This is a genomic window from Hydrotalea sp. GW822-HT8A01 (genome assembly GCF_058798575.1).
In genome coordinates this window covers 776,064-793,563 of record NZ_CM179506.1, presented here as the reverse complement: position 1 = coordinate 793,563, position 17,500 = coordinate 776,064, and the positions used below count along the sequence as shown (strand labels likewise).

At 37.1% G+C, this 17,500-nt stretch carries 15 protein-coding genes; 9 read left to right on the top strand and 6 right to left on the bottom strand.

Annotation, left to right across the window (positions count from 1 at the left end; translation table 11 throughout):
- Nucleotides 1–11: 11 nt before the first annotated feature.
- A complete protein-coding gene (locus AC3QLY_RS03535) occupies nucleotides 12–2,396 on the top strand; it encodes a plasma-membrane proton-efflux P-type ATPase (RefSeq protein ID WP_492990629.1) in 2,385 nt (794 codons plus the stop codon).
- Nucleotides 2,397–2,399: 3 nt separating this feature from the next.
- Here the strand turns inward: AC3QLY_RS03535 and AC3QLY_RS03530 are convergent, their stop codons facing one another.
- Both AC3QLY_RS03530 and mgrA read right to left on the bottom strand, forming a co-directional pair.
- Nucleotides 2,400–3,605 (bottom strand): glycoside hydrolase family 27 protein, encoded by a 1,206-nt coding sequence (locus tag AC3QLY_RS03530; protein WP_288071320.1) that lies wholly within the window; start codon nucleotides 3,603–3,605, stop codon nucleotides 2,400–2,402.
- A gap of 30 nt (nucleotides 3,606–3,635) precedes the next feature.
- Complete coding sequence (gene mgrA / locus AC3QLY_RS03525) at nucleotides 3,636–4,634, bottom strand: L-glyceraldehyde 3-phosphate reductase (protein ID WP_218331242.1); 999 nt, start codon at nucleotides 4,632–4,634, stop codon at nucleotides 3,636–3,638.
- Between the two features lie 242 nt (nucleotides 4,635–4,876).
- Between mgrA and AC3QLY_RS03520 the strand changes: the two genes are divergently transcribed.
- The 3 genes from AC3QLY_RS03520 (at nucleotide 4,877) to AC3QLY_RS03510 (ending at nucleotide 7,541) form a co-directional block, all read left to right on the top strand.
- Nucleotides 4,877–6,007 (top strand): redoxin family protein, encoded by a 1,131-nt coding sequence (locus AC3QLY_RS03520; RefSeq protein ID WP_218331243.1) that lies wholly within the window; start codon nucleotides 4,877–4,879, stop codon nucleotides 6,005–6,007.
- Between the two features lie 62 nt (nucleotides 6,008–6,069).
- Nucleotides 6,070–7,071, top strand: coding sequence for a Gfo/Idh/MocA family protein (locus AC3QLY_RS03515; protein WP_218331244.1), 1,002 nt, complete (start codon nucleotides 6,070–6,072; stop codon nucleotides 7,069–7,071).
- Between the two features lie 101 nt (nucleotides 7,072–7,172).
- Nucleotides 7,173–7,541: a hypothetical protein gene (locus AC3QLY_RS03510; RefSeq protein WP_492990626.1), complete on the top strand. Its 369-nt coding sequence runs from the start codon at nucleotides 7,173–7,175 to the stop codon at nucleotides 7,539–7,541.
- A 49-nt stretch (nucleotides 7,542–7,590) separates the two neighbouring features.
- On the opposite strand, the gene AC3QLY_RS03505 is transcribed toward AC3QLY_RS03510, so the two are convergent.
- Nucleotides 7,591–8,514, bottom strand: coding sequence for a LysR family transcriptional regulator (locus AC3QLY_RS03505; RefSeq protein WP_074420568.1), 924 nt, complete (start codon nucleotides 8,512–8,514; stop codon nucleotides 7,591–7,593).
- Between the two features lie 86 nt (nucleotides 8,515–8,600).
- On the opposite strand from AC3QLY_RS03505, the gene AC3QLY_RS03500 reads away from it, so the two are divergent.
- From AC3QLY_RS03500 to leuB, 5 genes are all read left to right on the top strand, one after another.
- The gene (locus AC3QLY_RS03500) at nucleotides 8,601–10,037 is read left to right on the top strand and encodes an NADP-dependent isocitrate dehydrogenase (RefSeq protein WP_218331245.1); all 1,437 of its coding nucleotides are present in this window, start codon (nucleotides 8,601–8,603) and stop codon (nucleotides 10,035–10,037) included.
- A 303-nt stretch (nucleotides 10,038–10,340) separates the two neighbouring features.
- Nucleotides 10,341–11,747, top strand: coding sequence for a 3-isopropylmalate dehydratase large subunit (gene leuC, locus AC3QLY_RS03495; RefSeq protein WP_218331246.1), 1,407 nt, complete (start codon nucleotides 10,341–10,343; stop codon nucleotides 11,745–11,747).
- Nucleotides 11,748–11,768: 21 nt separating this feature from the next.
- Nucleotides 11,769–12,365 carry a 3-isopropylmalate dehydratase small subunit gene (gene leuD / locus AC3QLY_RS03490; protein ID WP_218331247.1) on the top strand — a complete coding sequence of 199 codons (597 nt, stop codon included), beginning with the start codon at nucleotides 11,769–11,771 and terminating at the stop codon, nucleotides 12,363–12,365.
- 55 nt (nucleotides 12,366–12,420) lie between these two features.
- Nucleotides 12,421–13,947, top strand: coding sequence for a hydroxymethylglutaryl-CoA lyase-like TIM-barrel protein (locus tag AC3QLY_RS03485; protein WP_074420396.1), 1,527 nt, complete (start codon nucleotides 12,421–12,423; stop codon nucleotides 13,945–13,947).
- Between the two features lie 15 nt (nucleotides 13,948–13,962).
- Nucleotides 13,963–15,042, top strand: a complete 1,080-nt coding sequence (leuB, locus tag AC3QLY_RS03480) for a 3-isopropylmalate dehydrogenase (RefSeq protein ID WP_218331248.1) — start codon at nucleotides 13,963–13,965, stop codon at nucleotides 15,040–15,042.
- A 92-nt stretch (nucleotides 15,043–15,134) separates the two neighbouring features.
- On the opposite strand, the gene AC3QLY_RS03475 is transcribed toward leuB, so the two are convergent.
- From AC3QLY_RS03475 to recA, 3 genes are all read right to left on the bottom strand, one after another.
- Nucleotides 15,135–15,644, bottom strand: a complete 510-nt coding sequence (locus tag AC3QLY_RS03475) for a GNAT family N-acetyltransferase (RefSeq protein ID WP_074419617.1) — start codon at nucleotides 15,642–15,644, stop codon at nucleotides 15,135–15,137.
- A gap of 55 nt (nucleotides 15,645–15,699) precedes the next feature.
- Nucleotides 15,700–16,167, bottom strand: a complete 468-nt coding sequence (locus tag AC3QLY_RS03470) for a methylglyoxal synthase (protein WP_218331249.1) — start codon at nucleotides 16,165–16,167, stop codon at nucleotides 15,700–15,702.
- A 133-nt stretch (nucleotides 16,168–16,300) separates the two neighbouring features.
- Nucleotides 16,301–17,326 carry a recombinase RecA gene (recA, locus tag AC3QLY_RS03465; RefSeq protein ID WP_074420397.1) on the bottom strand — a complete coding sequence of 342 codons (1,026 nt, stop codon included), beginning with the start codon at nucleotides 17,324–17,326 and terminating at the stop codon, nucleotides 16,301–16,303.
- Nucleotides 17,327–17,500: the final 174 nt, after the last annotated feature.

Here is a 17,500-nt window from a genome sequence, read left to right as displayed (position 1 = left end):
TGTTTTAGTATATGAACCCTATAACCCTGCCGGAACAATTGAAAGTTTTTGGCACCAATGTACATACCGGGCTTACCGATGAGCAGGTGTATGCCTTACAAAAAAAATTTGGCGCCAATGAGGTGGTAGAGAAAAAAACACCTGTTCTCTTGCTTTTTTTGCGCCATTTCTGGGGTCTAACAGCTTGGATGTTAGAAATAACAATAATTGTTTCTTTCTTATTGCATAAAAAATTTGACGGATGGCTTATTGCAGGACTATTATTGTTTAATGGAATAGTTGGTTTTTGGCAGGAGTTAAGGGCCGCAAAAACGGTAGCATCATTAAAAGTGAAACTAACTGTAACGGTTAGGGTTTTACGAAATGGTAAATGGCTAAATCTTCCCTCTCATGCGGTTGTTCCTGGTGATGTACTAAGAATAAGAACCGGCGACTTTTTGATAGCCGATATGCAAGTTATGGAGGGAGATATTCAGGTAGATAAATCTGCTTTAACCGGCGAATCTGCCTTAATTAAGGCAGGCATAAACGATGTAATTTTTTCAGGTTCTATTGTAAAAAATGGTGAGTGTACAGCCTTAGTAATTGCTACGGCTGCTAATACTGTCTTTGGTAAAACTGCCGGTTTAATTATGACTGCGAAACACAAGATGCACATGGAAGAAATTGTGACAAAAGTGGTGCAGATTTTATTTTCTATAGTAGTAGTTGTGTTGGGTATAACAGTAGTTGATGCATTGATGGGCGGTGCGCCTTTTTTAAATACGCTTCCTCTCATTTTAATATTGCTTGTATCAGCAGTACCTATTGGTTTACCTGCCATGTTTACTATTAGTATGGCTAAAGCATCGCAGGAGTTATCTGATAAAGGATTACTTGTTAGTCGTTTAAGTGCTACAGAAGATGCAGCTATATTAACAACGCTATGTATTGATAAAACAGGAACCATTACAGAAAACAAACTTTCTTTACAAGAATTAAAATCTGCTAATGGTTTTACTGAAAATGACGTTTTATTATTCGGCACATTAGCCTCAGTAGCCGCTAATAATGATGCCATTGATGAGGCTTTTTTTGCAAAAATGAAATCTACCGGTATTAGTACAGTGGAATATCAACAAAAATCTTTCACGCCATTTTCAGCTGCAGCTAAAAGAACAGAAGCCACCATTACCCATAATAATGATGTTTTTAAGGTAATGAAAGGGGCTTATGTTACCATCCAATCCTTATGTACAACTATAAACGTTGAATTAGATGCAACAGTTAATTCGTGGGCAATCAAAGGTTTTAAAACACTTGCGGTAGCCATTCAAAAAAACAATACTACCCAATTAGTGGGTATTGCAGCTTTATATGATCCTCCTCGACCAGATTCTGCTGAAATGTTGGCTGCTATTAAAGAACTGGGGGTAACTGTAAAAATGCTTACGGGTGATGCTTTGCCGGTTGCCAAAGAAATTGCTTTGCAGGCAGGAGTGGGAAATAGGATTATAGCTATTAATGAAGTACGGGAAACATTACAGCAGTCAGGTACCGTTATTAAAAAATATGATGGCTTTGCCGAGGTTTTACCGGAAGATAAATACAATATTGTAAAAATATTGCAGCAGGAAAAACAAATAACAGGAATGACTGGCGATGGTGTAAATGATGCGCCGGCTTTAAAACAAGCTGAGGTAGGTATTGCGGTGAGCAGTGCCACAGATGTTGCAAAACAGGCTGCTAGTGTTATTTTGTTGCAGGCAGGCTTAAAGCAAATAGTTGATTTAATTAGAGTAGGCAGAATAACACACGTTCGCATTACCAATTATACGGTTAATAAAATAGCTAAAACATTGCAAACTATTTTGTTTGTTTGTGTGGCCTACCTCATTACTAATACTTTTGTTGTTGGCCCCATTGATATGGTATTAATGTTATTTTTAATTGATTTTGTAGTGCTGGCATTGGCAACTGATAAAGTTAAATGGAGCAAATCGCCTGCCAACTGGAATATAAAACCTATGGTTTTGAAAGGTTTTGTTTTAGGTATATTATTGTTTGTAGAGTGTTTGGTATGGTTCTTATGGGCATCCCATCATTTTAAAATTACACAGCCGGAAATGTTACACACACTTGGCTTTGCAACATTGTTTTATTCAGGTATTTGTGCGGTACTAACCGTACGTACCAATAGCTGGTTTTATCGAGAACCTATTAGTAACACTTTATTGTGGGTAATTATTGCAGATATGTTTTTGGTACTGATACTGCTGCCTGTTGGATTTACAGGTTTTGCAGTATTACCAATAATACCTGCAGTATGTACCTTATTGTATTTCTTGTTTTGCAATTTGGTAATTAATGATGCTATAAAAGTATGGCTGTTACATCGTTTGCGGGTATCTGTATAATGTTTATACTTTTTTCAATTGTAACAATATTACATCATGCCCATTAATAGTTGCTTTAAAACTGTGCCGAGTATTTCCTTCTACCCGTTTTTCCCAAATATTAAATATTTGGTACGTGTTTTTTGTTGCATCTAATATTGCTTTTGAAAGAGAATCATAAATTGGTTTTTCTTCCCAATTCATTTCAACAGATACAGGTTTTGTACTTCTATTCAAAAAACAAACAGCCCAATTGCCATTTTCAAGCGGTTTTAACCAGGTTTCAACACTATCTTTTTCCTTGTAGGCAAATCCTTCAATTCCCAATTTATCCTGATCAACAGCAATGGCATCTTTGTTAATCAAAATATTTTTTGTTGCGTTACTCATTTTTCTTAAATCGTTACCGGCAATTAATGGTGCAGCCAGCATGCACCACATAGAGAAATGCGCCCTGTTTTCAGCTTCGGTTAAACCATTGCCTACTTCCAGCATATCGGGGTCATTCCAGTGTCCCGGGCCGGCGTATTTACGCAGGCCTTTTTGTAAGTCAATAATTTTTAAAACACCAAGCGCATGCCAGGTGCCCATATCTTTGGTTCCTGCAAATACATTTGAAATATCGCCGGTAGTGCGCCATAGGTGGCCCACATTTTCTGCCCACTCCCAGGGCTTATTTTGTCCCCATTCGCACATGCTGAAAACAATGGGCCTTCCGGTTGCAGCCAATGCTTTACTCATGGTAGTATACGCTTCTTTTGCATTAATACCTTCGGTATTGCACCAGTCAAATTTTAAGTAATCCACCTCATGCGCTGCATAATAGCGGGCATCCTGGTATTCATAGCCCCTGGTTCCCGGGTATCCGGCACAGGTTTTAGTTCCTGCACAGTTGTATAAACCAAATTTTAATCCTTTCGAGTGCACATAATCGGCAACTGCTTTCATGCCATGAGGAAATTTTTTTGGATCGGCTATCAGATTGCCATTCTTATCGCGTTGCATAGCCATCCAGCCATCATCTAATACCAAGTATTCATAGCCTGCATCTTTCATGCCACTGGATACCATCACATCGGCAATATCTTTTACCAACTGTTCATTAATGTTGGTTTGAAATGTATTCCAGCTGTTCCAGCCCATAGGCGGGGTTAATGCAAGACCCTGAACTTTTTGTGCATGCACCTGTAATGAACAGATGATTAGCAAAAACAAAGTAATTTTTTTCATATTGTTTTTTTTCATGGTTGACTGTTATTTTTATGCAGACAGAATGGATGCAATGTTTTGTAATTCTTCCTGTGAAAAAGTATAATTGTTCAATGCCATTAATGAGTCGGTTAATTGTTCTGCTTTACTAACGCCAATGAGTACCGATGTAATGCGTTTATCTTTTAAAACCCAGGCCAATGCCATTTGTGCCAGCGATTGATTGCGTTTACCTGCTATTGCATTCAACGCATTCAGTTTTTGAATGAGTTGGGGCGTAATTACATTTTCTTCAATAGCGCCATTACCTCTATGGCTGGCTGCACGGCTGTCGACAGGTATTCCATTTAAATATTTATTGGTTAAAACACCTTGTGCCAATGGTGAAAATGCAATACAACCCACACCATTTTTTTCTAAAACATCTAATAAACCATCTTCTACCCATCTATCTAACATTGAGTAGCGTGGTTGATGTATTAAACAATGTGTACCTATTTGTTGCAATAGTTGAAATGCTTTTTCGGCTTCGGCAGGCGGGTAGCTGGATATACCAACGTATAGGGCTTTACCTTGCTGAACCATTAAGTGTAAGGCTGCCATGGTTTCTTCTAAAGGTGTATTTGGGTCGGGGCGGTGATGATAAAAAATATCTACATAATCCAATCCCATTCTCTTTAAACTTTGGTCTAAACTGGCCGTTAAATATTTTTTTGAACCATAATCGCCATAAGGGCCATCCCACATTTTCCAACCTGCTTTTGTACTGATAATGAGTTCGTCCCGATAGGGTAAAAAATCTTCTTTAAAAATTTTACCAAAATTACTTTCAGCCGAACCCGGTGGTGGCCCATAATTATTTGCTAAATCAAAATGGGTAATGCCTTTATCAAAGGCTAAGCGTAAAATAGCACGGGCATTGGCCTGTGAGTCAATATCTCCAAAGTTGTGCCATAAACCTAAAGAAAGGGCGGGTAATAATAAACCACTGTTGCCGCATCTGCGGTATTCCATGGCTTCATAGCGATGAAGGCTTGCTTGATAATGCATTTTGTTTTGTTTAAATGGTGCAATAAAGTTGGTAAATAGCGTACTTATTTGTGTATGGTAGCTGAACTTCAGGTTTTAGAAGATACTAAGTTAAAATAGTACAGGCATAAGATAAACTTGTTTAAAAATAATTGATGTTCATCAAATTGTTTTGGTTATTCAGAATACTGTTTGTCTTTACCTTTTTTCTAAGTACCTTTTGAACCTGAAATTGCAGTTCTTTTTATTTAAAAAATTGCCATATGTTAAAGTACCTGATTCCTGTTTTTATATTGGTTTCGATTGCTGAAATTAGTTTTGCTGACAATTTATTTTTGAATGAACATCCTACATTAGCCATTGGTGCGGCCGCCCCCGATTTTAATTTGCCAGCTACAGATGGTAAACACTATACTTTGGCATCATTCAATGATGCTAAAATTTTAGTGATAGTATTTACCTGCAATCATTGCCCTACTGCACAGGCCTATGAAGACAGAATTATTGCATTAACCAATACCTACAAAAATAAAGGTGTTGCCGTGGTTGCCATTATGCCAAATGATCCAAAATCGATTCGTTTAGATGAGTTAGGGTATACTGATCTTAGTGATTCGTTTGATGAAATGAAAATAAGGGCTTCCGAAAAACATTTTAATTTTCCCTATTTATATGATGGTGATAATCAGGAAGTATCAAAAAAATACGGCCCCATCGCTACGCCGCATGTGTTTATTTTTGATGCAGGAAGAAAATTGCGTTATTCAGGTAGGATTGATGATGTTGAAAAGCCGGGCAAAACCCCACACCATACTGATGCTGCCAATGCCATTGATGCACTTTTGCAAAACAAACCCGTTCCCGTTACTACTACCAAAGTATTTGGTTGTTCAATTAAATGGGCCGAAAAAAGTAATTGGATAACCCTGGCACAACAACAATGGGCGGCAGAACCGGTAACATTACATCCAATTAGCACCGATAGTATTCAGTATTTATTACAAAATCATTCAGATAAATTACGACTAATTAATGTGTGGGCTACCTGGTGTGGCCCGTGCGTAACTGAATTTCCGCAGTTTATTACCATTAATAGAATGTATAGGGGCCGTGATTTTGAGTTTATTTCCATTAGTGCAGATGATCCTGCCAAACAGATGAAGGTATTGGAGTTTTTAAAATCACAGCAGGCTTCCTCCCGTAATTATATTTTTAATAGTGATGACAAATATAAATTAATTGAAGCTATTGATCCAAACTGGCAAGGCGCTCTGCCTTATACCATTTTGGTAGAACCGGGCGGAAAAATTGTTTATGCTAAAGAAGGAGCCATTAATCCTGCTTTGATGAAAAAAACAATAGTAGATAATCCCTACATCGGGCGGTATTATTAAAAATAAAATGGTAACACCCTAACCATAAAGCGTTACTACATTTAATGGGAAAAAATAAAAACATGAAAAAAACAATTCGATGGGGAATTATTGGTTGCGGAAAAATTGCCGCAAAGTTTGCAAGCGATTTAAAATTAGTAGATGATGCAGTATTGTACGCAGTTGCAGCACGATCTTATGATGCAGCCGCTGCATTTGCTGCTACGCATCAGGCATCAAAAGCTTATGATAATTATACAGCATTGGTACAAGATGAATCGGTAGATGTAATTTATATTGCTACGCCCCATAGCTTCCATTATGAACATACCATGTTGTGTATTGCACATGGTAAAGCAGTTTTATGTGAAAAGCCATTTGCCATTAATACTTTGCAGGCCACGGAAATGATAAATTTTGCAAGAAAACAAAAAGTATTTTTAATGGAAGCCTTATGGACCAAATTTCTTCCGCATTATCAACAACTCATCCAGATGATTCAGGAAGGAAAATTAGGCGTATTACAATCGGTCTTAATCAATTTTGGGTTTAAACCACAGGCTCCCGTTTCGCCTCGTTTGTTCGACCCTGAACTAGGTGGTGGAACCCTAATGGATATTGGTATTTATAATGTTTTTATGGCATTAAGTATATTGGGTAAGCCTCAGCAAATTCAGGCTGTAATGGTGCCTCATGCTGCAACGGGTGTAGATGAGCAATGTGCAGTTTTGTTTACCTATCCCAATGGTGCAATGGCACAATTGTTCTCTTCATTTGTAACAACATTACCTACCGAGGCAGAAATTGCAGGAACCGCCGGTAGTATTCGTTTAACATCCAGATTTTATGAGCCTTCGGCAACCATTCAATACTATCATTTCACTATTCGTGAAACAACTGAAATTCTGGTGCCAAAAGAATCCGGTTTCGGGTATCAATACGAAGCACGGCATGTAAACCAATGCCTGCAGAAGGGTTTAACAGAGAGCCCGGTTATGGCACATGCTGACACTTTGTTATTGATGGAAACGCTTGATGCCATTCGCAAAACAGCAGGCATACGCTATCCGGAAGACGCTTATTAGTAACAAAGTAGTAACCATAAAAAATTGTTGGTGAAATAATTCGAAATGTCTTTTTTAATTGATAATTTGTAAACAATTATTGTTTCACCAAAAAATCTTGTATGAAAAAATTAATGATGGGTCTGTTAATGGTTATAGTAACCCTAATGGCTGTACCTACAGCAACAACTGCGCAAACTGTTGCCAAAAAAACCATAGAAGCAAAAAAAGAAGCTACTACTAAAAAAACAAAAACAGCTACAGCTGCAGCAAAACAACAAACTGCAGCAGCACCTGCTACTAACACACCAGCAAAGCTTATGGCTAAGCCGGCTAAAAGTTATTCAAAACCTGCACCGTCAACCGCAGCAGCCGGTAACGACAAAGTAATTGGTAAAGATGATAAAGGAAGAACCATTTATGAAGGGAAACGTGGCGGCCATTATTATATCAATTCAAATGGCAATAAAACGTACATTAAAAAAAATTAATCTAATTTTCACTGCTTCATCTGTTTACAAAAGAAAGATGAAGTAGTGATTAATATTGTTCATACCAATTGAAATATTTTTCAATAATCTGATCTTTTTCACGGGCAATATAGCTTAACAATGCTTTTCCAATTGCGGAATGTTTTTTTCCTTTCAGCCAAATTAACTGCCAGTTTGTAATAATTGGGAAATGTTGTAGTGGAACAATTTGAAGACTTCCATTCAATAACTCATTTTTTATACCAATTAATGGCATAATAGAACTGCCTAATCCTGCTAAAACTGCCTGCTTTACTGCTTCATTCGATGTTAGCTCTAATTTTTGTTTCACTTTTAGTTGTTGTTTTTCAAAAAATAATTCCATGGTTAAACGGGTACCGCTGCCTTGTTCTCTGAAAATGAGGGGCATTTTTTCCAATATAGATATATTGTGTTTTTTTTGTTTGAAGTTTTGTGCAGTATTGTTTACAAGGTATAATTTGTTTTGAAGTAATTGGATGTTTTCAATGGCCATATTTTCCGGCAATACAGAAACCATTGCAAAATCAATGGCATTATTTTCTAAACTTTCCAATACTTTGGCTTTGTTGGTAACATCTAATGAAAGTTCAATTTCAGGATGCTGTTGCATAAATCCATCTAAAAAATAAGGCATTACATAAATGCCGGTAGATACAACGGCAATTTTAAGTTTGCCACTCAACAAGCCTTTATATGAAAGTGTTTTGTAATTAATGGCATACACTTCTTCTAAAATATTATTGGCTGCTGCTGCAATTTCTTTTCCAAAATCAGTCACAAATAATTTCCTGCCAATAATTTCAGTTAAGGGTAATTCAAACTGATCCTGAAAATTTTTTAATTGAATGGAAACTGCCGGCTGGGTTAAATTTAATTCTTCAGCAGCTTTTGTTATACTCTTTGTTTTTGCAATAATTGAAAACACCATGAGTTGATGTAAAGTGTAATTCATAAATATTATTTATGTATTTCATTATAAAGATAAATAAAACACAATGAAAAGCTACCAATACTTTTGCGCCGTTAAATGAAACAGATATGAAAAAAATAACAGTAGCAAAAGGCGATGGCATCGGCCCCGAAATTATGGATGCCACGTTAAAAATTATGATGGCAGCCGGTGCACAATTAGAAATTGAAGAAATAAAGATTGGTGAAAAAGTATATTTGGCGGGAAACAGCTCTGGAATTGATCAGCAGGCATGGCAAAGCATCAGAAACAATAAAATTTTATTGAAAGCGCCCATTACAACCCCACAGGGTGGCGGTTACAAAAGTTTGAATGTTAGTATCCGAAAAACATTAGGCCTGTATGCAAATGTGCGTCCATGTAAAAGCATGTTTCCCTATGTTAGCACAAAACATCCGGAAATGGATTTGGTAATTATTCGTGAAAATGAAGAAGATTTGTATGGAGGTATTGAGCATCAGCAAACAGATGAAGTGGTACAATGCCTGAAATTAATTTCCAGACCCGGTTGTGAACAAATTATCCGATATGCTTTTGAATATGCTAAACAATACGGCAGAAAAAAGGTTACCTGCTTTACAAAAGATAATATTATGAAACAAACAGATGGGTTGTTTCATCGGGTATTTAATGAAATTGCACAGGAATACGTTGATATTGAAAATCAACATTTGATTGTTGATATTGGTGCAGCAAAATTGGCCAATAGCCCTGAATTGTTTGATGTAGTTGTAATGCCCAATTTATATGGCGATATTTTATCGGATGTGGCTGCTGAAATAGCAGGCTCAGTAGGTTTGGCAGGCTCTGCCAATATAGGTGCTACCTGCGCCATGTTTGAAGCCATTCATGGCTCTGCACCGGATATTGCCGGTAAGAATATAGCCAACCCATCAGGGTTAATTCAGGGTGCCATTTTAATGTTAAACCATATTGGTCAGAATGAGGTAGCAGAAAAAATACAAAACGCATGGCTTGCTACCATTGAAGAAGGAATACATACATTTGACATTTATAAGGCAGGATTCAGTACTCAAAAGACAGGTACTGCCGAATTTGCTAATGCTGTTATTGAAAGGCTTGGAAAAAAACCAAAACTGCTTCCATCTGTTTCCTACGCAAAGGGTATTGCGTTAAAAATTCCTCCCTATCAGCGAAAATTGCCTGCTCAGAAAATATTGGTAGGTATTGATGTATTTGTTGATTTTTCTGATATTGAGCCTAATGACCTTGCCATACGCTTGCAAAAACTGAATTCAGCTGCATTAGAATTGATCATGATTACTAATAGAGGTACAAAAGTTTGGCCCAATGGTTTTGATGAAACGTTTTGTACCGACCACTGGCGTTGCCGTTTTTATGCTAAAGCCAGTCAGTCTGTTCAAAAATCAGACATTCTTCAATTACTACAAGCTGCAGCAGAGCAGGGAATTGATTTTATTAAAATGGAAAATCTGTATACTTTCAATGGGATAAGGGGTTTTTCATTGGGGCAGGGTGAATAGGTTTTGGGAATTTACTTACAATATTTTTTTAGTTCTGGATTCAAGTTGCTTTTAATTAAGCAACTTTTTTGCTTACAGATATTTTTTATTTTGCTGAATTGGTATTTTTTAAACAGTTCTGTATTGTGCAGAAAGCTTAATTATAAATTTAATTTCCAATATAATTACACAAACATTCGTTAGTATTTAATAAAAATGTCAATATTTAAATAAATTTTTAAAAAAACCAGCCAAATCGCTAAAAATTGTCGAATTTTGCGTTCTTGTTTTTAATTGCTTGATTTGTATTTAAAATTAAATTCCATGAGCACTACACCTACTACCTTGTTCGATAAAGTTTGGGATGCACACGTTGTTCAACAGATAGATGATGGCCCTGATGTTCTGTTTATTGATCGTCACTTTATACATGAAGTAACCAGTCCTGTTGCCTTTTTAGGTTTAAAAAACAGAGGGCTTTCTGTTATGTTCCCTGAAAAAACATTTGCCACTGCCGATCATAATACACCTACCATTAACCAACATATGCCGGTGCAGGATCCACTTTCTGCCAATCAGTTGAAAGCATTGGAAGATAATGCTGCCAAATATGGTATCTCACATTGGGGTTTGGGCAATCCTAAAAATGGTATTGTGCATGTTGTTGGTCCGGAAAATGGCATAACGTTACCCGGAATGACGATAGTGTGTGGCGATTCACATACCTCTACCCATGGTGCTTTTGGTTGCATTGCTTTTGGTATAGGTACTTCTGAGGTAGAAATGGTGCTTTCATCGCAATGTATTATGCAACCCAAACCTAAAAAAATGCGCATCAATGTGCATGGAAAATTGGGAAAAGGCGTGTTGCCTAAAGATGTTGCTTTATATATCATCTCTCAAATTACTGCCAGTGGTGCCACCGGTTATTTTGTAGAATATGCCGGCGAAGTGTTTGAAAACATGAGCATGGAAGGCAGAATGACCGTTTGTAATATGTCTATTGAAATGGGGGCACGTGGCGGTATGATTGCACCTGACGATACCACATTTGCGTATTTAAAAGGAAGAGAAAAATCGCCCAAAGGTGCTGCATGGGATTCGGCTTTGGCTTATTGGAAAACTTTAAAAACAGATATGGATGCAACATTCGATAAAGAACTGAATTTTAATGCTGCTGATATTGAACCGCAAATTACTTATGGCACCAACCCCGGTTTAGGTACCGGGATATCTAAAAAAATACCTGCTGCTGCCGAAATTGGCGGCAGTGAAAACTCTTACAAAAAATCGTTAGAGTATATGGGCTTTCAGGAAAATGAACCCATACTTGGTAAGAAAGTAGATTATGTGTTTCTGGGAAGTTGTACCAATGGGCGTATTGAAGATTTTCGTGCATTTGCCTCATTAGTAAAAGGCCGTAAAAAAGCTGATAACATTACTGCCTGGTTAGTACCTGGTTCGCATATAGTTGAACAACAAATTAAAGAAGAAGGTATTTTAGATATTTTAACGGAAGCAGGTTTTCAATTACGTCAGCCCGGTTGCTCAGCCTGTTTGGCAATGAATGATGATAAAATTCCTGCAGGTAAATATGCTGTTAGTACCAGCAATAGAAATTTTGAAGGCCGGCAAGGGCCCGGTAGCAGAACTTTATTGGCCAGCCCATTGGTAGCGGCCGCCGCTGCTGTTACAGGTGTAGTTACCGATCCAAGAACTTTAATGCAATAATCGTTTACAAATAATCAATTTATGGCTTACGATAAATTTACCGTTTTAAAAAGTACAGCTGTTCCCATGCCCATGGAGAACATTGATACCGATCAAATTATTCCTGCACGCTTTTTAAAAGCAACCGAAAGAACCGGCTTTGGCGATAATCTGTTTCGCGACTGGCGTTATAATGCTGATAATACGCCTAAAAAAGAATTCGTGCTAAATAATCCCTTATACTCCGGTAAAATTTTAGTGGGTGGAAAAAATTTCGGTAGTGGTAGTAGCCGCGAACATGCTGCCTGGGCCATTTACGATTATGGTTTTCGTTGTGTGGTATCCAGTTTTTTTGCAGATATTTTTAAGAACAATGCATTGAATATTGGTATTCTTCCCGTTCAGGTAAGTCCCGAATTTTTAGAAAAAATTTTCAAGTCAATTGAAACAGATCCTAAAGCTCAGTTTATCGTTGATCTGCCGGCTCAAACATTCACTATTGCAGCAACCGGTGAAATAGCTGCTTTCAATATTAATACATATAAAAAATATAATATGCTAAATGGGTTTGATGATATAGATTATCTGCAATCCATTAAACCGACAATTCAGGCATTTACTGCAAAAAGTTTTTATTAATTGACAATAATGGGTTGTATGCGAATAGTTTACAACCGGAAAGGATAGGTATCGTATGCATGAAAATAAACTGCGGCACATTGAAATAATGGATACTACCCTGCGGGATGGTGAACAAACCAGTAGTGTATCTTTTTCTGCTTCAGAAAAATTAACGATCGCACAATTATTATTAACCGAAGTAAAAGTAGATAGAATTGAAATTGCCTCTGCACGTGTATCAGAGGGTGAATTTCAGGCAGTAAAAAAAATTACACAATGGGCAAGTGATAATGGCTATCTCGATAAAATTGAAGTACTCACTTTTGTGGATGGCACTACTTCAATTGAGTGGATGATGGAAGCCGGGGCTAAAGTGATGAACCTGCTTACCAAAGGTTCGCTGAATCATTTAACCCATCAGTTAAAGAAAACACCCCAACAACATTTTAAAGAAGTTGGTGAAGTAATTGCATTGGCGCAACAGCATAAAATTGATTGTAATGTGTATTTAGAAGACTGGAGTAACGGGATGCGCCATTCTAAAGATTATGTTTTTGAATATCTTGACTTTCTGGCAACACAACCAATCAAAAGAATTTTATTGCCCGATACACTCGGTGTTTTAATTCCTTCTGAAACTAAAGAATACATTTCTTCAATTGTTCAGCGCTATCCTGATATACATTTCGATTTTCATGCCCATAACGATTATGATTTAAGCATAGCCAATGTATTAGAAGCAGTGAATGCCGGCGCCAAAGGCGTACATTTAACAGTAAATGGGATGGGCGAGCGGGCAGGTAATGCACCTTTAGCCAGTGCAATTGCTGTTTTGAATGATTATGTAAAAGATGTAAAAACTTCTGTAGCTGAAAAATCGTTGTATACCGTAAGCAAATTGGTTGAAACATTTTCGGGTTTCAGAATTCCGGTTAACAAACCTGTGGTTGGCGAAAATGTATTTACACAAACTGCCGGAATACATGCCGATGGCGACAAAAAAAACAATTTATATTTTAACGATTTAATGCCCGAACGCTTTGGACGTCAGAGAAAATATGCATTGGGTAAAACCAGCGGTAAGGCAAATATTGAAAACAACTTACAACAATTAGGGATTCAGTTATCGGATGAAGATTTGAAAAAAATAACCCAGCGTATTATTGAACTGGGCGACAAAAAAGAAGTGGTTACACAATCTGATCTTCCTTACATTCTTTCAGATGTATTAGACAGTAATTCTATTGAAGAAAAAGTACATATTGAAAATTATGTTTTAACACATTCAAAAAATCTGCGCCCATCGGTTACCCTGAAAATAAATATGGAAGGGGAAATATTTGAAGAACATGCACAGGGAGATGGGCAATATGATGCTTTTATGAATGCATTAAAAAACATTTATGCATTAAAGAAAAAGGAACTGCCGCAATTAACTGATTATGCAGTGCGTATTCCCCCCGGCGGAAAATCAGATGCTTTATGTGAAACCATTATAACCTGGTGCTATCAGAACCGCGAATTTAAAACCAGAGGATTGGATAGCGATCAAACAGTATCTGCTATAAAAGCCACCCAAAAAATGTTAAACCAGATTTAAAGCAAGTAAATAATTATGGTGCAAAAAAAAATTTTAATAGTTCCCGGCGATGGTATTGGACAGGAAGTAACCACAGTAGGAAAAAAAGTATTAGATACTATTGCAACCAAATTTTCTCATCAATTTACCTACGATACTGCTTTAATTGGGCATGTGGCTATAGAGGCTACCGGTACCCCCTTGCCGGAGGAATCATTAGTTAAAATGAAAGCGTCTGACGCGGTTTTGTTTGGTGCTGTGGGTCATCCTAAATATGATAACGATCCAACAGCAAAAGTGCGTCCGGAGCAGGGTTTATTGAAAATGCGTAAAGAGCTTGGTTTATATGCCAATATTCGCCCCATTAAATTGTTTGATGAATTACTATACGCCTCCAGCATTAAACCTGAAATTTTAAGAGGTGCCGATATTTTATTTTTTAGAGAGCTAACTGGCGATATTTATTTTGGCGAAAAAGGAAGAAAAAATAATGGCGATACTGCTTACGATGTAGCCGAATACAGCCGTTATGAAATTGAACGTATTGCCCGGAAAGCATTTGAGGCTGCAAGAACACGGCGTAAAAAATTATGTTCGGTTGATAAAGCCAATGTTATTGAAACCAGCCGTTTGTGGCGTGAAGTAGTACAACAGGTAGCATTAGATTATCCTGATGTAACTGTAGAACATCAGTTTGTAGATGCTACAGCTATGTTGCTGATTAAAGATCCTAAACGATTTGATGTGGTTGTAACCGCAAATTTGTTTGGCGATATATTAACCGATGAAGCTTCACAAATTGCCGGTTCAATGGGTATGCTGGCCTCTGCTTCCATTGGCGATGGTACCGGGGTTTATGAACCTATTCATGGTTCTGCACACGATATTACCGGTAAAGGCGTTGCCAATCCGTTAGCTTCCATCCTTTCTGTGGCATTAATGTTAGATATTTCTTTTGGATTGAAAGAAGAAGCAAATACAATTATAAAGGCTGTTGATGCGGTATTGAAAGCTGGTTTTAGAACCCGTGATATTGCTGATGCAACAACAGTTGCTGATAAAATTTTGGGTACTCAGCAAATGGGAGATATAGTGCTGCAACAGCTTAATGCTTAATCATTTCAAATTGTAAAATGATAAGTATTCTCTAGCAAAGTAAACAGATGAATGAGCATACATTTTTTAAAACGTATGTTGATGCAACTTGTTTATTTTGGTTGTAAAAACTTTACCCATATATAAATGTCTAACATAACATTGTTTTTAATGGCTGCCTTGTGTTGTATGCCTTCTAAGTAAAATTTATTTTTTTGCAGCACTTTCATTGATGCTGTGTTTTTGGAAAATACACATGCCTCTATTCTTAAATATGTTTTGTTTTGTTCAAGCAGTTGCAAAAGCTTTTCTATTGCTGCTGTTGCTATGCCCTTACCCCAAAAAGGTTCTCCAATAAAATAGCCAATTTCAACAACATGCCCGCGCTCATGTTCCTGTGGCACAAAACCGATACTTCCTACTAATTGATCATCTACCCAAATTGCATAATTCTGATAAGGATTTTTTGAACCATGTATTTCAATCCATTTTAATGCATCGGTAACAGTATAGGGTTGTGGAAAAGAATCTCTTACCTGATTAAATATATTTCTGTTATTGGCAATCACAGCTAATGCCGCGGCATCTGTTTTGTGCCAAATTTTTAAAGTTACCGGCAACATGGCATGTATTTAATAATTTTAAAATGCATATTATACAAGTGAAAGGAATTAAAAATTAATTGTCCGATGTTTCTATTTTTCTGGTTAAATAATTCGTATAATCCGGTAGTGTAAGTTCATATGGTTCATGCATAAAAGGCGATGTCATAATGAAATCTGCTGTTGAACGATCGCATGCCATGGGTATGTTCCAGGCTACACAAAGTCGTAACAAAGCTTTTACATCACTGTCATGAGGTTGCGCTTCCATAGGATCCCAAAAAAAAATCATGATATCAATTTCGCCGGTTGCAATCATACTGCCAATTTGCTGATCACCGCCTAAAGGGCCACTTAATAATTTTTTTACAGGCCGATCTAAGGCTGTTTCTATTAATTTACCGGTGGTACCGGTTGCAATTAACTCGTGTTTGGCCAATACTGTTTTATTGTATTCAGCCCACGCCATTAAATCTGCTTTCTTATTATCATGTGCTACCAATGCAATTCTTTTTCTATTTGCTAATAATCTAAATTCGGCCATATTGTTTGTTTTTATTTGGAGCTTTGAAGATACAATTTGCGCATAAACTTTGGGTATTGGTTATAAAAAAAGCCATCCCCCAGAAGAGAGATGACTTTACACTTACTAACCTGTTAAATCCAAAAATACTTATTTATGATTTTGCCGGAATGGGTTCAGCCGGAGTTGCTGCTTCTAATATTTTAGCTCTAATTTTAGCTTCAATTTCATTGGCCAAATCAGGATTATCGAGCAGCAATTGTTTAACGGCATCACGACCCTGACCCAATTTATTACTATCATAACTAAACCAGCTACCGCTTTTTTGCACAATACCTAATTCAACACCCATATCAATAATTTCCCCAATTTTACTAATACCCTGTCCAAAAATGATATCGAATTCGGCAGAACGGAAAGGTGGTGCCACTTTATTTTTCACCACTTTTACTTTTACACGGTTGCCAATGGCTTCGTCTCCATCTTTTATTTGAGAAATTCTGCGAATATCTAAACGAACGGAAGAATAAAATTTCAAGGCGTTACCACCGGTGGTTGTTTCTGGATTGCCGAACATTACCCCAATTTTTTCGCGGAGCTGATTAATAAAAATACAAATGGTATTGGTTTTACTGATTGTTGCTGTTAATTTTCGCAAAGCCTGGCTCATTAAACGGGCTTGCAAGCCCATTTTGCTATCGCCCATTTCACCTTCCAATTCGCTTTTCGGCACCAATGCAGCAACAGAGTCAATGACTACTACGTCTAAGGCGCCGGATAGGATTAATCGGTCTGCAATTTCTAAAGCCTGTTCGCCATAATCGGGTTGAGAAATTAAAAGATTATCTACATCTACCCCTAATTTCTGCGCATATACACTATCAAAAGCGTGTTCCGCATCTATAATGGCGCAAATACCTCCTTTTTTCTGTGCTTCAGCAATAACGTGTGTGGCAATGGTTGTTTTACCTGATGATTCCGGGCCATAAATTTCAATCACTCTTCCTTTGGGTAAACCACCAATTCCCAGCGCAATATCTAATCCAATGGAACCGGTAGAAACCACTTCATTCAATCTTTCGGGTTTTTCATTCATCATCATTACACTACCTTTGCCATAGTCTTTATCAATCTTATCCATGGTTAGCTTCAGCGCTTTCAATTTATCAGCATTACTCATAACTGGTTATTTTCTTTCAAAATTAATGATGCCACGAAGTTAAAGAAATAAAATTACACACACTAATAAATTTAGCAAATTTTGCTAAAAAAATTACTTAAAACTTATTTCAAAATTTTTTTGGCTTTTCTTGCACTAATGAAAACCATGTCATATTTTTCGTAATAGTTTAAG

What these genes read in the sequence shown, in the direction of transcription:
- AC3QLY_RS03535 (WP_492990629.1), top strand. Translation starts at nt 12, where the DNA reads ATGAACCCTATAACCCTGCCGGAACAATTGAAAGTTTTTGGCACCAAT.
- AC3QLY_RS03530 (WP_288071320.1), bottom strand. Translation starts at nt 3,605, where the DNA reads ATGAAAAAAATTACTTTGTTTTTGCTAATCATCTGTTCATTACAGGTG.
- mgrA (WP_218331242.1), bottom strand. Translation starts at nt 4,634, where the DNA reads ATGCATTATCAAGCAAGCCTTCATCGCTATGAAGCCATGGAATACCGC.
- AC3QLY_RS03520 (WP_218331243.1), top strand. Translation starts at nt 4,877, where the DNA reads ATGTTAAAGTACCTGATTCCTGTTTTTATATTGGTTTCGATTGCTGAA.
- AC3QLY_RS03515 (WP_218331244.1), top strand. Translation starts at nt 6,070, where the DNA reads ATGAAAAAAACAATTCGATGGGGAATTATTGGTTGCGGAAAAATTGCC.
- AC3QLY_RS03510 (WP_492990626.1), top strand. Translation starts at nt 7,173, where the DNA reads ATGAAAAAATTAATGATGGGTCTGTTAATGGTTATAGTAACCCTAATG.
- AC3QLY_RS03505 (WP_074420568.1), bottom strand. Translation starts at nt 8,514, where the DNA reads ATGAATTACACTTTACATCAACTCATGGTGTTTTCAATTATTGCAAAA.
- AC3QLY_RS03500 (WP_218331245.1), top strand. Translation starts at nt 8,601, where the DNA reads ATGAAAAAAATAACAGTAGCAAAAGGCGATGGCATCGGCCCCGAAATT.
- leuC (WP_218331246.1), top strand. Translation starts at nt 10,341, where the DNA reads ATGAGCACTACACCTACTACCTTGTTCGATAAAGTTTGGGATGCACAC.
- leuD (WP_218331247.1), top strand. Translation starts at nt 11,769, where the DNA reads ATGGCTTACGATAAATTTACCGTTTTAAAAAGTACAGCTGTTCCCATG.
- AC3QLY_RS03485 (WP_074420396.1), top strand. Translation starts at nt 12,421, where the DNA reads ATGCATGAAAATAAACTGCGGCACATTGAAATAATGGATACTACCCTG.
- leuB (WP_218331248.1), top strand. Translation starts at nt 13,963, where the DNA reads ATGGTGCAAAAAAAAATTTTAATAGTTCCCGGCGATGGTATTGGACAG.
- AC3QLY_RS03475 (WP_074419617.1), bottom strand. Translation starts at nt 15,644, where the DNA reads ATGTTGCCGGTAACTTTAAAAATTTGGCACAAAACAGATGCCGCGGCA.
- AC3QLY_RS03470 (WP_218331249.1), bottom strand. Translation starts at nt 16,167, where the DNA reads ATGGCCGAATTTAGATTATTAGCAAATAGAAAAAGAATTGCATTGGTA.
- recA (WP_074420397.1), bottom strand. Translation starts at nt 17,326, where the DNA reads ATGAGTAATGCTGATAAATTGAAAGCGCTGAAGCTAACCATGGATAAG.